Here is a 13,955-nt window from a genome sequence, read left to right as displayed (position 1 = left end):
GTTAATCTAAGGACAGCCGTCACAGGCAACGGGGGTAGATGCTCATGCAAATGGTACAGGTCGTATTCCTGACGGTTCTCGTATTCTTCTTGCTCGTCTCGATTCATGAATTCGGACATTTCTACTTCGCCCGCCGCGCCGGCATCCTCGTGCGAGAATTCGCCATTGGCTTCGGCCCGAAGCTGTTCTCGATTAAGCGCGGCGAGACGCGCTATACATTGCGTTTGCTGCCAGCAGGCGGATTCGTGCGGATGGCCGGAGAAGATCCCGAAGTGGTGGAGATGCAGCCGGGCCAGACCGTCGGCGTGCGAATCAAGGACGGGCTGGTGACGCGCTTCTACCTGGATCGTCTTGATGAACGAACGAACATCATGCGCGGCGAGATCAAGGCGCTTGATTTGGATAGAGATTTGTTCATCACGCTGGACGTAGACGACGATATTCAGCGGTACAGCGTACATCCGCAAGCGCTCATCGTCGCCAGAGGCCAAGAGACGCAGATCGCGCCGATTAACCGCCAGTTCGGCGGCGTATCGGTCGGCAAGCGCGCGATGGCGATCTTCGCCGGGCCTCTGATGAACTTTATATTGGCTTTCTGCTTGTTCCTGCTCTACATTCAGATGTCCGGCGTCCCCGTCCAGAACTCCTCGAAGGTGTTCATCAGCGGAACGGAATCGGGCATGCCGGCCGCGCAAGCCGGACTGCAGAAGGGCGACTGGGTGAAGTCGGTCGACGGCGAGCCGCTCGTCGGCGACAGCAGCGTGCTGGTCGGGAAGATTACCGAATCCGCCGGCAAACCGATGAAGTGGGTCGTCGAACGGAAGGGCAAGGAGCTGACGATCAGCGTCACGCCGGACAAGACGACCGCGAAGGTCGGCGTTTACCTCAGTCCCGAGATGAGGCGTCCGGGCATCGGAGAGACGCTGAAGTATGCGGGGACGTCCATGGTGGACACAACCAAGAATATTTTCGAGAGCTTCCGCAAGCTCATCTTCGGAGAATTTAAGCTCGACGACTTAGGCGGACCGGTGCGCACCGCGCAGATGACCGGCGAGATCGCCAAGCAGGGCTTGCCGCAGACGACGTTATGGGCCGCCATCTTGAGCCTGTATCTCGGCATCTTCAACCTGCTGCCGATTCCCGCGCTGGACGGCAGCCGCCTGATCTTCATCGGGCTGGAAGCGGTGAGGGGCAAGCCGGTCGATCCGAACCGGGAGAGCATGGTGCACTTCATCGGGTTCGCGCTCATGATGGTGCTGATGGTCGTCGTCACCTATAACGATATTTTAAGATTGGTCAAAAATTAAGCCGTTGTCGGGGGTTGGAGATTCGTCATGTCGAAGGACAAAGCGTTTGTGACCGAGATTACGCCGCAAGGCGAAGATTTCTCGCGTTGGTATATCGACGTCATTAAGAAAGCTGATCTGATGGACTATTCGCCGGTTCGCGGCTGCATCGTGTTCAAGCCGGACGGCTATGAGCTGTGGGAGAACATTCAAGGTGCGCTCGACAAGCGCTTCAAGGATACGGGACACCGCAACGCGTACTTCCCGCTGTTCATTCCGGAGAGCTTCTTCCAGAAGGAGAAGGAGCACGTCGAAGGCTTTAATCCGGAGCTGCCTTGGGTAACCGAGGCAGGCGGAGAGAAGCTGGAGGAGCGCCTCGCGATCCGTCCGACGTCCGAGACGATGATCGGTCATATGTATTCGAAGTGGATCAATTCGTACCGCGATCTGCCGCTGCTCATTAACCAATGGGCGAACGTCGTTCGTTGGGAGAAAAGAACGCTGCCGTTCCTGCGCACGAGCGAATTCCTGTGGCAGGAAGGCCATACGGCGCACGAGACCGAAGAGGACGCGCGCCAAGAGACGATGAAGATGCTCGACGTCTATACAGACGTCGTCGAGAACGTGCTGGCCATTCCGGTCATCAAAGGCCAGAAGACGCCGTCAGAGAAGTTCGCCGGCGCGGTCGATACGTACTCGATCGAAGCGATGATGAAGGACGGACGCGCGGTGCAGGCCGGTACGTCGCATTACCTCGGCACGAACTTCGCCGTCGCGTTCGACATCAAGTATTTAAGCCGCGAGAACACGCAGGAATATTGCCACACGACTTCGTGGGGCGTGAGCACGCGTCTCATCGGCGCCCTCATCATGGTGCACGGCGACGACCGCGGTCTCGTCATGCCGCCGAAGGTCGCGCCGACGCAGGTCATCATGATTCCGATCGGCCCGCCGAAGATGCGCGAGCAAGTGATCGCGAAGACGGACGAGCTGTACGCGCAGCTGAAGGCTGCCGGCGTCCGCGTCCGCGTCGACGACCGCGCCGACGTGTCGCCGGGCTGGAAGTTCAACGAATACGAGATGCGCGGCATCCCGGTTCGCCTGGAGCTTGGCCCGCGCGACTTGGAGAACGGCGTCTGCGTGCTCGTCTCCCGTGTGACGGGCGAGAAGAAGCAGGTGCCGCTCGATAACCTGGTCGCCGAAGTACAGACGATGCTGGACGAAGTGCATCAGCAGATGTTCGAGCGCGCTTCGCAGTTCCGCGGGGAGCACTTCTTCTCCGTCGAGACGCTGGACGAGTTGAAGGCTTCGCTCGAAGAGAAGCGCGGCTTCGCGCTGGCCGGCTGGTGCGGCTCCGAAGCGTGTGAGAAGCAGGTCAAGGAAGAGACCGGCGCGACGAGTCGGAACATTCCGTTCGAACCGGGCGAGACGAAGGCGAAGTGTCTCGTCTGCGGCGACGAATCGAAGCATACGGTCGTGTTCGCGCGGGCGTATTGATATCGATCACTAAATACGGGGGGTTGTCCCAATCAGGCTGCGCAAGCGGGCCTGACTGGGACAACCTTTTTTTTTGTCGTTCGTCCGAGTGCTGGAACGCTTACGGTCGCCGCAACCTATTTTCGCCAGCGGATATCATCTAACATCGATTAGTACCTTGCATTGTACAGTACCGTGTGTTATTTTGTTCATAACGGTACTTCCGATAACCAAGTACTATATATTGCATAGTAGCGGTGAATAGCTGTGAGAGAGAAATGAGGTAGGAAAGCCGGCATGAACATCCAGTTTAAAAAAGGGGTATTGGAGCTTTGCGTGCTAGTCTTGCTTGACAAGCAAGATCGCTACGGCTATGAGCTGGTGCAGACCATCTCCGAGCAAATCGCGATATCCGAAGGCACCGTCTATCCGCTGCTTCGGCGGATGACGAAGGAAGACTATTGCACCACCTACCTGCGCGAATCCAACGAGGGGCCTAGCCGCAAATATTACAGACTGACGGACAAAGGAAGAACCTATCTCCGGCAGTTAAAGGAAGATTGGCAGGCGTTCATTCATGGCGTCCATCAGATCTTGAGAGAAGGGGTTCACGATGAATAGAGAGCAATTTATCGATCAATTGAATCGTTCTTTGCGCAGGCTTCCGAACGAGGAACGTCTAGATATCGTGCAGGACTTTCAAGAGCACTTCGACATCGGCTTGGAGAAGGGGAAGACGGAGGAGGAGATCGCCGCGTCGCTGGGCTCGCCGGCCCAGATCGCGAAGGAGCTGCTGGCCGTCCATTACCTGGACAAGGCTGAAGCGAAGACATCGGCCGGCAATCTCTTCCGAGCGGCATGGGCGGCCGTCGGCTTAGGCTTCTTCAATATCGTCATCGTCCTGGGGCCGTTCATCGGCCTAGCGAGTCTTCTTCTCTCGGGATGGGCGATGGGTCTTTCTCTTCTGGTATCGCCGTTGGTTGTTCTGTTGAACTTGATTCTGTCTCCGAAGTCCTTCGACCTGTTTGCCTCGTTCGCATCCATTGGGCTGGCGGGGCTCGGAATCTTGATGTCCATCGGCATGAGCTACGTAAGTCGAAAGGCACTCAAAGGCTTCGTCTCCTATTTGCGTTACAACGCCAAGCTTGTGAAAGGAGGGTTAAAGCATGAGTAAGCCAAGACGCGGAATCCAATTGGCCATCGCTCTGATGCTCATCGGCGGCGTCGGCAGTTTGATTACCTTCTTCGCGGCGGAGCGGCACGAGATTCGGCAGTCCGCCACAGTCGCTGCCGCATCTCTCGCCGCGGTCGATGTTCGATTGGATAACGGCAAGATCGAGTTGCTGCCTTCGGAAGACGAGGATCTTCATGCGGAGCTGTCCGGCACTGAACGCAAAGAAGCGAGCGTGAAGCTGCAAGTGAAGGAAGAGGACGGCACGTTGCGCATAGGAACGGCAACGGCTGCTAGGATGGTTGTGGATTTGTTATCCGGCGTTCGACAGCTTCGCCTCACCGTCTATGTTCCGGACAAGATGCAAGTGAAGGTTCATTCCAACAACGGCAGCATACGGATGGATCATGTGGACGCGGATATCGCCGGAACAGTCGATAACGGGTCTATCACGGTGCTCGCAGAGGATTTGGATCGCAGCTTGGATTTGAGATCGAACAACGGCAATATCCGAATCGAGACGGAGAACCGGCCGGCCAATGCCGCCTTCGACCTGCGCGCCGTTAACGGCAAGATCAACGTATTTGGAAGCCGCGATTGGAAGCCCGCTGTCGGCAATGGGGATCAAACGATCAAATTAAGAACGAATAACGGCAATATCCTAATAGAGGAGTGATCGGCTTTGAAGAGGAGAAGCGGAGCTCGTGTGTCTCGTATAATCTATTTTTATTTAGCTGTTATCTTCGCTCTTTGCTTGGCGGTGCAGGTCTTTCTTGCAGGATATGCGATCTTCGTCGATCCGGTGAAGTGGGACTATCATACGACCTTTGTCAAAATCTTTGAATACGTGCCGATCTTCATGCTGATCGTCAGCTTCTTAGGCAGATTGCCTGCAAGCATGCGGTGGTTAAGCTTCAGTCTGTTCCTCTTGATCATGTTGATGTACGCGACAGCCAGCCTGACCAGCCAAGCGCCGATCGCAGGAGCCTTTCACCCCGTCGCCGCGCTGCTGATCTTCTGGCTGTCCATCGCCATTACGCGGAAGGCTTGGCGACTGGCCTATCAGCCCGCAGGCGTGCAAGAGGTATGAGCTCCTTGCCTATGCCTATGTCTATGCCTATACTTTTGCTTATGCTAAAGCCTATGACGATGCCGTTCGGAGGTTGCCGATGAGAGAGATGAACATCCCCTGCCGTCGATTGCTGAATCAACGCATCGCGCGCGATAGATTCGCCAAGCCGGAAGACGTCGTCCGCCATCTCGGGGCGATGCAGGCGCAGGATTACCATCAGGCGGTCTGGGCGATCGCCTCGCGGACGCGCGGGGCAACGCTGGCCGACGTCGAGCGGGCGATCGAGGAGCGGAGAATCGTGCTCTCGTGGCCGCTGCGGGGGACGATTCACGCCGTACCGCCGGAGGAACTGCGCACGCTGCTGAAGCTGTCCGCTTCGCGGAAGCTGTCGCAGCAGAAGCGCCGGCTGGAACAGCTCGGACTGACGGAGGAGATCGTCGATCGGTGCGGTCGCCTGATCGAGGATGAGCTTCGCGGCGGCGGCCGAATGACGCGGGAAGCGCTGATGCAGCTCTATGAAGCGAACGGCATTCGAACGGAGAAGGAGCGGGGCTACCAGATCATCTGGCGGTTGGCGCAGTCGGGACGCATCTGCATGGGGCCGAGGGAAGGCAAGCGGCAGACGTTCGTGCTCGCGGACGAATGGCTCCCGGCCGATCCCGGCGGCGTGTGGGACAGGGGAGAAGAGCTGGCGCGGCTGGCGCTGCGCTATTATGCCGGCCACGGACCGGCAAGCGTTCGGGATCTAGCCTGGTGGGCCGGCCTAACGCTGGCGGACGCGCGGGAAGCAACGGAAGCCGCGGCGCACGGTCTGACGAGGCTTCAAGCGGGAGATCAAGAGCTGTGGGAGGCGGCGGACCGTTCGGTTGATGCCGGAACAAGCAGCGTCAGGCCAAGCAGCGGGAGAGGGCTTAAAGCTTCCGTCCATCTGCTGGCCGGCTTCGACGAATACCTGCTCGGATACGAGGACAGAAGCGCCGTGCTGCCGGATGCCGTAGCTCCTAGCGTCGCGCCGGGCAACAACGGGATGTTCATGCCGATGGTCGTCATCGGCGGGAGGATCGCCGGGGTGTGGAAGCGGACGATCAAGACGAAGCGGTTCGATGTCGAGTTCCGGTTGTCCGTTCCATCCGCGCAGTGGGAAGAAGCCCTAAACCGCGAAGCAGAGCGTTACGGCGCCTTCATCGGCTTGCCTCTGGGTGATGCGGCGTTCCGGCCGTTGGAAGAATAGGTTGATCCGCATTCGACGGATCCAACCCCTCCTCCTTCTCGCAACCGCTGCCTGTCATTGTCTATTGATGGTTCTCCCTGGACAAGGTAGAATAGCTAGTAGCGCATTCGTGAAGATCCGGGCTTCCGGCGGGAGCTCGGATTCTATTTATCATGGGAGCATATGGCGAGGATACGACGCGGAGGAGGAACGATCATGCACAAGGCAGCGGATCAGAGACAACGGTTCGAGCTGCTCCTGCAGCAAGCCGGCGTATCGGCGGAATGGGCCGATTCCTATTTTCGCGATGGATACATAGATCGGGTCGAAGTGAGCCGGTCGAAGAAGGAATGGCATTTCTATCTGGTGAAAAGCACGCTGCTGCCCGCGGCGGTCTACGCCGATCTCTTCGAGCGGCTCAAGAGCAAGCTCGGCCATTTGGCGCAGATCGCCATGACGCTTCGCTACGAAGAATCGATCTCGACCGACGAAGTGCTGACGGAATACTGGAGCGTGTTCGTCCATTGGATGCAGTCGGAATTCGCGTCCGTGAACGGCTGGCTCGCGAAGGCGAAGGCCGAAGCGAAGGACGGCGTATTGACGTTGACGCTGCTCGACCAGCTGGGGCTCGATCTGGCGAAGCGCAAGAGCGTCGATACGCATGCGGCGGCGTTCTTCGAGCGGAGATTCGGCAGGGCATGCCGGGTGAAGATGGTTGTCGGCGAGACGAGGCAGGAAGCGTACGAGGAGTTCCAGCAGAAGATTCAACAGCAGAACTCCGAGCATATCCAACAGATGATGGCTAACTCGCGCGAGGAGGCTGCAGTAGCGGCGTCGGCGGACGGCGAAGCGCCGCAAGTGCTCGTGCACGGCTACGACATTAAGGAAGATCCCGTACCGCTCAAGGATATTAAGGAAGAAGAGAAGAAGGTTACGGTTCAGGGCACGGTGTTCGGCCTTGAGGTGAAGGAGCTGCGCAGCGGAAGCACGCTGTTTACTTTTAACGTGACCGATTACACCGATTCGATCTCCGTGAAGATGTTCGCCAAGAACAAGGAAGACGTGAAGATGCTTAGCCTGATCTCGAACGGCAAATGGCTGAAGCTGCGCGGACGGATCGAATACGACCGGTTCCTTAACCCGCCCGAGCTGGTCATGATGCCAAGCGACGCAAGAGAGATTCAGGCTCGCCCGCCGCGCAAGGACGAAGCGGCGGAGAAGCGGGTCGAGTTCCATCTGCATACGACGATGAGCGCGATGGACGCCGTCACGCACGTCGATGACTATATCAAGACAGCAGCCAAGTGGGGACACAAGGCGATTGCCGTCACCGATCATGGCAACGTGCAATGCTACCCGGAGGCGGCCAAAGCCGGCAAGAAGAACGGGATCAAGGTCATCTACGGCGTCGAAGCGAACGTCGTCAACGATTCCGTTCCGATGGTGCTGAACCCGCGCGAAGAGCCGCTCGAGAGCGCGACCTACATCGTATTCGATATCGAGACGACAGGCCTCTCGGTCACCGCCAACAAGATTATCGAGCTGGCGGCGGTCAAGTGGAAGGATGGCAAGGAGATCGACCGGTTCGCGACGTTCATCAATCCGCACGAGCCGATCCCGTACAACATTCAGCAGCTGACGAATATTAATGACGAGATGGTTAAGGACGCGCCGGAGCTCGAACCGAAGCTGAAGGAATTCATCGCCTTCATCGAAGACGCCGTACTCGTCGCGCACAACGCCCGGTTCGATATCGGCTTCATGCAGCAAGCGTGCAAGGAACACGGGCTGCCGCCGATTCCGAATCCGGTGCTCGACACGCTCGAGCTGGCGCGGTTCCTGCATCCGACGATGAAGAACCACCGGCTCAACACGTTGTCCGATCTATACAAGGTGAGCCTGGAGAACCACCACCGGGCGATCGACGATACGATCGCGCTGGCCGGCGTCTTGACCGGATTGGTCAAGGACGCGGTGGCTCGCGGCGTCACCGATCTGAGCAAGCTGAATTCGATTAACGGCAACAGCTGGAAGACGACGCGCCCGTTCCACTGCGGCATCTATGCGCTGAACGCCGTCGGCAAGAAGAATCTGTTCAAGCTGATCTCGATGTCCCATACCGAATACTTCCACCGTGTGCCGTGCATTCCTCGCAGCAAGCTGATCGAGCTGCGCGAAGGGCTGCTCTTGCTGTCCGGCTGCGAGAAAGGCGAGCTGTACGAGACGGTGTTGAACAAGTCAGTGGAGGAAGCCGAGGAAGTTGCCGAATTCTACGATGTGCTGGAGATTCAGCCCATCGACTTCTACTTGCACCTGCTGGACAAGGGGCTTGTCGGCAGCCGAGCGGAGCTGGAAGAGGCGCTGCGCAAGATCGTGCGGATCGGCGACAAGCAGGGCAAGCTCGTCGTCGCGACCGGCAACGTTCACTATTTGGAGCCTCGCGACAAGCTGTTCCGCGATATTACGATTCACGGCATTACCGGCTTCAGCCCGCTGAAGGATCAGCGCAAGCCGGACGCGCACTTCCGCACGACCGGCGAGATGCTCGACGCGATGAGCTTCCTTGGCGCGGAGAAGGCGCGCGAGGTCGTCATTCGCAATCCGAACGAACTGGCGGACCGGTTCGAAGAGATCAAGATGTTCCCGGATGAGCTCTATACGCCGATCATCGAAGGGGCGGACGACGAGATCCGCAATACCTGCTATGAGACGGCCAAGTCGATGTACGGCGAGCCGATTCCGGACGTCGTCGTACAGCGGCTCGAGAAGGAGCTCGTGCCGATCATCAAGTACGGCTTCTCGGCCAACTATCTGATCTCCGAACGACTCGTCAAGAAGTCGAACAACGACGGCTACCTGGTCGGTTCGCGGGGTTCGGTCGGCTCGTCCGTCGTGGCGACGTTCCTCGGCATCTCGGAGGTTAACCCGCTGCCGGCGCATTACTTGTGCCGCAATCCCGAGTGCAAGCACAGCGAATGGATTCTGGACGGCAGTGTGCCGAGCGGCTTCGACTTGCCGGACAAGCCTTGTCCGAATTGCGGCACGATCATGCACGGCGAGGGGCAGGACATTCCGTTCGAGACGTTCCTCGGTTTCAAGGGCGACAAGGTTCCCGATATCGATCTCAACTTCTCCGGCGAATACCAGCCGCAAGCGCACAACTTCACGAAGGTCATGTTCGGGGAGAAGAACGTGTTCCGGGCCGGCACGATCGGCACGGTGGCGGAGAAGACGGCGTTCGGCTTCGCCAAGAAGTACGAGGAAGACCGCGGCATGTCCTGGCGCGGAGCGGAGCTGAACCGGCTGGCGGCCGGCTGCACCGGCGTCAAGCGCAGCACCGGCCAGCACCCGGGCGGCATCGTCGTCGTGCCGGACTATATTGAAGTCGAAGACATCACGCCGGTGCAATATCCGGCCGACGACACCAGCTCGGAATGGAAGACGACGCACTTCGATTATCACGCCTTCGACGCCAACCTGCTCAAGCTCGATATTCTCGGACACGACGATCCGACGATGATGCGGATGCTGCAGGACTTGACCGGCGTCGATCCGACGACGATCCCGATGAACGACCCGAAGGTCATGAGCCTGTTCAGCTCGGTCGACGCGCTCGGCGTCACGCCGGAGCAGATTCGAACGCCGGTCGCTACGTACGGCGTGCCGGAGATGGGCACGCGCTTCGTGCGCCAGATGCTCGAAGAGACGAAGCCTTCGTCGTTCGCGGACTTGCTGCAGATCTCGGGCCTGTCGCACGGAACGGGCGTATGGCTGGGCAATGCGCAGGAGCTCATCAAGAACGGCACCTGCACGATTAAGACCGTAATCGGTTGCCGCGACGACATTATGCTCTATCTGATCTACAAGGCAGGCATGGACGCTTCGCTCGCGTTCAAGATTACCGAGAGCGTGCGGAAGGGCAAAGGGCTGACGCCGGAGTGGATCGAAGAGATGAAGAAGTGCGGCGTTCCGCAATGGTACATCGACTCGTGCCTGCGCATCGAGTACATGTTCCCGAAGGCGCACGCCGCCGCTTACGTCATATCGGCCGTGCGCACGGCGTACTTCAAGCTGTATTATCCGATCCAGTATTACGCGACGTACTACTCCGTACGGGCGGCCGACTTTGATGTCGAACTGTTCTGTCAAGGCTACGACGCCATCCTGAAGATGCTGAATGAGATCGAAGCCAAGGGGTTCCAGGCCACGACGAAGGAGAAGAACATGATCTCCATTCTGGAGATGGGCCTTGAGATGACGGCTCGCGGCTTCAAGTTCAAGCCGATCGACCTGTACCGCTCGGACGCGACGCGCTTCATCGTCGACGGCGAGGCGCTTATCCCGCCGTTCTCAGCTATCGCCGGCATCGGCGAGAACGCCGCGAAGAACATCGCCGCTTCGCGCGACGGAGGCGAATATCTGTCGGTGGAAGATTTCCAGCAGCGGTCGAAGGCGAGCAAGACGATCGTCGAGGTGCTCGCCGGCATGGGATGCTTCCGCGGACTGCCCGAATCGAACCAGCTATCGCTGTTCTAACAAGGGCTCGGCGGTTGTTCGATGGGAATGGCAAGGTAAAATTTCGGTTGCTATCCGATTCAAGGTTATGGTATATTAATTCTGGTAATCATGTGGATAACACCGTCTGCAGAAGAGTGGGGAAACCCACTCTTTCCGTTTTGCCATGGCCTTTTTGGGTTGTGGAGGATTAGGGCAGCCTAGCGCTCATCTCCTCCGAACGATCAGATGCAAAGCTTCTTCGGCGTCGGATGCGTCGAGGTTGTTTTTGCTAGGCTGCGGCAAGCCGCCGGACGATCCAATGAAGCAAACCCGGGAGGTCATGATTTGAGCGCACCGAAAATCAAATCCATCGTGGAATCCTTTATGACTCCGTATCTGGAGGAGAACGGATTCCAACTCGTGGACGTGGAATACGTCAAAGAGGGAAGCAACTGGTATCTGCGAATCTACGTGGACAAGGATGGCGGCATCGACATCGACGACTGCGGACGAATCTCCGAATTCGCGAGCGCTAAGCTTGACGAGCTCGATCCGATCAGCGAAGCTTACTTCCTCGAAGTCAGCTCGCCGGGAGCGGAGCGCCCTCTCAAGAAGGCGGAAGACGTCGCGAAGGCGGTCGGCAAGCATGTGTTCGTCACCACCTATGAGCCAATTGACGGAGCGAAAGAATTCGAAGGAAGACTGGACGCGTTTGAAGGCAATGTCCTGCAGATGACGGTCGGACGCCGCAAGCACGCCATCCCTTACGATAAAGTGGCCTCTGCCCGCTTGGCCATCGTTTTCTAATCTTGAAAGGAGGAATTATACGGTCATGAGCATGGAGTTTATTGAAGCGCTGTCCGAAATCGAGCGAGAGAAGGGCATCTCCAAGGACGTCCTGATCGAAGCTATCGAAGCGGCACTGATCTCCAGCTACAAACGGAATTTCAACACGGCGCAGAACGTTCGCGTCGATATCAACCGATCGACGGGCCTCATCAAAGTGTACGCCCGCAAGACGGTTGTGGAGGAAGTGCTGGATCCGCGCCTGGAGATCTCGCTCGAAGCCGCACGAGGCATCAACCCGCATTATCAATTGGAGGATACGGCGGAGCTGGAAGTGACGCCGCGCGACTTCGGACGCATCGCCGCCCAGACGGCGAAGCAGGTCGTGACGCAGCGGATTCGCGAAGCGGAGCGCGGCTTGATCTACAATGCGTATGTGGACAAAGAGCAGGACATCGTCACCGGCATTATCCAACGCATCGATCAGCGCAATCTGTACGTCGACCTCGGCAAAGTCGAAGCGGCATTGCCGCTGACGGAGCTGATGCCGAACGACAAATTCAAGCAAGGCGACCGCGTCAAGTCGTACATCACGAAGGTCGAGAATTCGAGCAAGGGACCGCAGATCATTCTGTCCCGCACTCATCCGGGGCTGCTCAAGCGGCTGTTCGAGCTTGAGGTTCCCGAGATTTTCGACGGTACGGTAGAGATTCGTTCGGTGGCCCGCGAAGCCGGCTTCCGCTCGAAGATTGCCGTCTACTCGCGCAATCCCGAAGTCGATCCGATCGGCTCCTGCGTCGGCCCGAAGGGCGTCCGCGTGCAGACGATCGTGACCGAGCTGAAAGGCGAGAAGATCGACATCGTGCGCTGGTCGGATTCGGTGGAGGAATACGTCGCGAACGCTCTTAGCCCTTCGAAGGTGCTGGAGGTTATCGTGTTCGAGGCCGAGAAGATGGCGCGCGTCATCGTACCGGATTATCAATTGTCGCTCGCGATCGGCATCAAAGGCCAGAACGCCCGCCTGGCGGCGAAGCTGACCGGCTGGAAGATCGACATCAAGAGCGAGGCGCAGGCGGAGCAGGAATACGGCCGTCCGAGAACGGCGACCGGCGCCGTCATGCACCAAGACAGCGTAACGATCGATTGATCCGTTAAGCGCGCCAAGCAGCGCTTCGGAATAAGCTGCATGGCGGGGAGGGGATGAACCTTGAAAACGAGAAAAATTCCGCAGCGCAAATGCGTAGCGTGCCAGGAAATGATGCCCAAGAAGGAATTGATCCGCATCGTCCGCTCGCCGGAAGGGGACATCCAAATCGACTTGACGGGCAAGCGATCGGGCCGCGGCGCCTATCTGTGCGGCAAGACCTCCTGCTTCAAGCTGGCGAAGAAATCGAAGGCGTTCGAACGCGCGCTGAAGGTGCCCGTGTCTTCGGACATCTACGACCGGCTGGAAGCGGATTTCATAAAAGTGGAAGACGAGTTCCACGCGAACAAGGAGCTCGAGACGAACGATGACGACGAATAAAGCGTTGTCCCGATTAGGGCTCGCCATGCGGGCCGGCAAGCTCGTCTCCGGCGAGGAGCTGGTGCTCAAGGCAATCCGCGGCGGTGAAGCGAAGCTTGTGCTGCTCGCCAAGGACGCGTCCGAAGGCACGCGCAAGAAAATCGGCGATAAATGCGAAAGCTATGGCGTAGAGCTGTTGGTCGGGTATTCCCGGTTCGAACTTGGGGGAGCCGCGGGCAAACCCGAACGGGTGCTGTTTGCCGTAACAGACAAAGGTTTTGCGGACATGATTCGAAGCGGTTGGGTTGAACATTCGGAGGTGGAGAATATTGAGTAAACAAGAAGACAACAAGGATAAGCTGCGCGTATACGAATATGCGAAGCAACTGAACATGAGCAGCAAGGAGATTATTACCATATTGAAGCGGGTCAACATGCCCGTGAACAACCATATGAGCGTCATGGAAGACAACATGGTCGGAGCGGTGCAGAAGTTCTTCCACGACGTGAAGGCGAACGCAGCTGCGAAAATGGCGCAGAACGCCAAAGCTCCGGCAAGCGGAGACCGTCGTACGGAGCAGCACGGGGCGTCCGGCCAAGGCTCGGCCGCGCCGCGCCAAGGACAAGGGTCTGGCGCGCAAGCGCCGCGCAAGCCGGAAGATACGGCGTCCGTCGCTTCCAGACCGGCTGCGACGGAGCAGCCGGCGGCCGGCCAATCGCGCGCGTCTGAGCAGCGCCCGCAGGGCCAAAGCCATGGCGGCAGCGGCAATCGCGGCGATCGTCCGCAAGGCCAAGGCCAAGGCGGCTACCGCGGCGATCGTCCGCAGGGCCAAGGCCAAGGCGGCTACCGCGGCGATCGTCCGCAGGGCCAAGGCCAAGGCGGCTACCGCGGCGACCGTCCGCAGGGCCAAGGCCAAGGCGGCTACCGCGGCGACCGTCCGCAAGGCCAAGGC

Annotated in this window: 13 protein-coding genes; all 13 read left to right on the top strand. The window is 58.6% G+C overall.

All coding sequences use genetic code 11. The annotated features are described in order from the left end of the window. Positions 1–44 precede the first annotated feature (44 nt). Positions 45–1,307 (top strand): RIP metalloprotease RseP, encoded by a 1,263-nt coding sequence (gene rseP, locus H4Q31_RS19000; RefSeq protein ID WP_185180637.1) that lies wholly within the window; start codon positions 45–47, stop codon positions 1,305–1,307. Between the two features lie 27 nt (positions 1,308–1,334). Further along, positions 1,335–2,783 carry a proline--tRNA ligase gene (proS, locus tag H4Q31_RS18995; protein ID WP_185180636.1) on the top strand — a complete coding sequence of 483 codons (1,449 nt, stop codon included), beginning with the start codon at positions 1,335–1,337 and terminating at the stop codon, positions 2,781–2,783. Between the two features lie 276 nt (positions 2,784–3,059). Beyond that, on the top strand, positions 3,060–3,383 hold the full coding sequence (locus H4Q31_RS18990) for a PadR family transcriptional regulator (protein WP_185180635.1): 324 nt from the start codon (positions 3,060–3,062) through the stop codon (positions 3,381–3,383). Then, positions 3,376–3,936 (top strand): HAAS signaling domain-containing protein, encoded by a 561-nt coding sequence (locus H4Q31_RS18985; RefSeq protein WP_185180634.1) that lies wholly within the window; start codon positions 3,376–3,378, stop codon positions 3,934–3,936. The genes H4Q31_RS18990 and H4Q31_RS18985 overlap by 8 nt, the downstream gene beginning before the upstream one ends. Further along, positions 3,929–4,609, top strand: a complete 681-nt coding sequence (locus tag H4Q31_RS18980; RefSeq protein WP_185180633.1) for a DUF4097 family beta strand repeat-containing protein — start codon at positions 3,929–3,931, stop codon at positions 4,607–4,609. The genes H4Q31_RS18985 and H4Q31_RS18980 overlap by 8 nt, the downstream gene beginning before the upstream one ends. 30 nt (positions 4,610–4,639) lie before the next feature. Further along, positions 4,640–5,023 carry a DUF6220 domain-containing protein gene (locus H4Q31_RS18975; RefSeq protein WP_311771765.1) on the top strand — a complete coding sequence of 128 codons (384 nt, stop codon included), beginning with the start codon at positions 4,640–4,642 and terminating at the stop codon, positions 5,021–5,023. A gap of 79 nt (positions 5,024–5,102) precedes the next feature. Continuing rightward, positions 5,103–6,236: a winged helix DNA-binding domain-containing protein gene (locus tag H4Q31_RS18970; RefSeq protein ID WP_185180631.1), complete on the top strand. Its 1,134-nt coding sequence runs from the start codon at positions 5,103–5,105 to the stop codon at positions 6,234–6,236. 195 nt (positions 6,237–6,431) lie between these two features. Further along, positions 6,432–10,751 carry a PolC-type DNA polymerase III gene (locus H4Q31_RS18965; protein WP_185180630.1) on the top strand — a complete coding sequence of 1,440 codons (4,320 nt, stop codon included), beginning with the start codon at positions 6,432–6,434 and terminating at the stop codon, positions 10,749–10,751. 306 nt (positions 10,752–11,057) lie between these two features. Next, positions 11,058–11,519: a ribosome maturation factor RimP gene (gene rimP, locus H4Q31_RS18960; RefSeq protein ID WP_185180629.1), complete on the top strand. Its 462-nt coding sequence runs from the start codon at positions 11,058–11,060 to the stop codon at positions 11,517–11,519. A 25-nt stretch (positions 11,520–11,544) separates the two neighbouring features. Next, positions 11,545–12,645 (top strand): transcription termination factor NusA, encoded by a 1,101-nt coding sequence (nusA, locus tag H4Q31_RS18955; RefSeq protein ID WP_185180628.1) that lies wholly within the window; start codon positions 11,545–11,547, stop codon positions 12,643–12,645. A 60-nt stretch (positions 12,646–12,705) separates the two neighbouring features. After that, positions 12,706–13,023 carry an RNase P modulator RnpM gene (gene rnpM, locus H4Q31_RS18950; RefSeq protein WP_185180627.1) on the top strand — a complete coding sequence of 106 codons (318 nt, stop codon included), beginning with the start codon at positions 12,706–12,708 and terminating at the stop codon, positions 13,021–13,023. Then, a complete protein-coding gene (locus tag H4Q31_RS18945; protein ID WP_185180626.1) occupies positions 13,010–13,339 on the top strand; it encodes a L7Ae/L30e/S12e/Gadd45 family ribosomal protein in 330 nt (109 codons plus the stop codon). Before rnpM ends, H4Q31_RS18945 begins: the two co-directional genes overlap by 14 nt. Then, positions 13,332–13,955 (top strand): translation initiation factor IF-2 N-terminal domain-containing protein (locus H4Q31_RS18940; RefSeq protein WP_185180625.1); only part of this gene is annotated, 624 nt, incomplete at its 3' end. The genes H4Q31_RS18945 and H4Q31_RS18940, both read left to right, overlap by 8 nt.

This window comes from Cohnella lubricantis (assembly GCF_014212015.1).
Classification (GTDB): Bacteria; Bacillota; Bacilli; order Paenibacillales; family Paenibacillaceae; genus Cohnella; species Cohnella lubricantis.
This window is presented reverse-complemented; position numbering and strand designations above follow the sequence as displayed.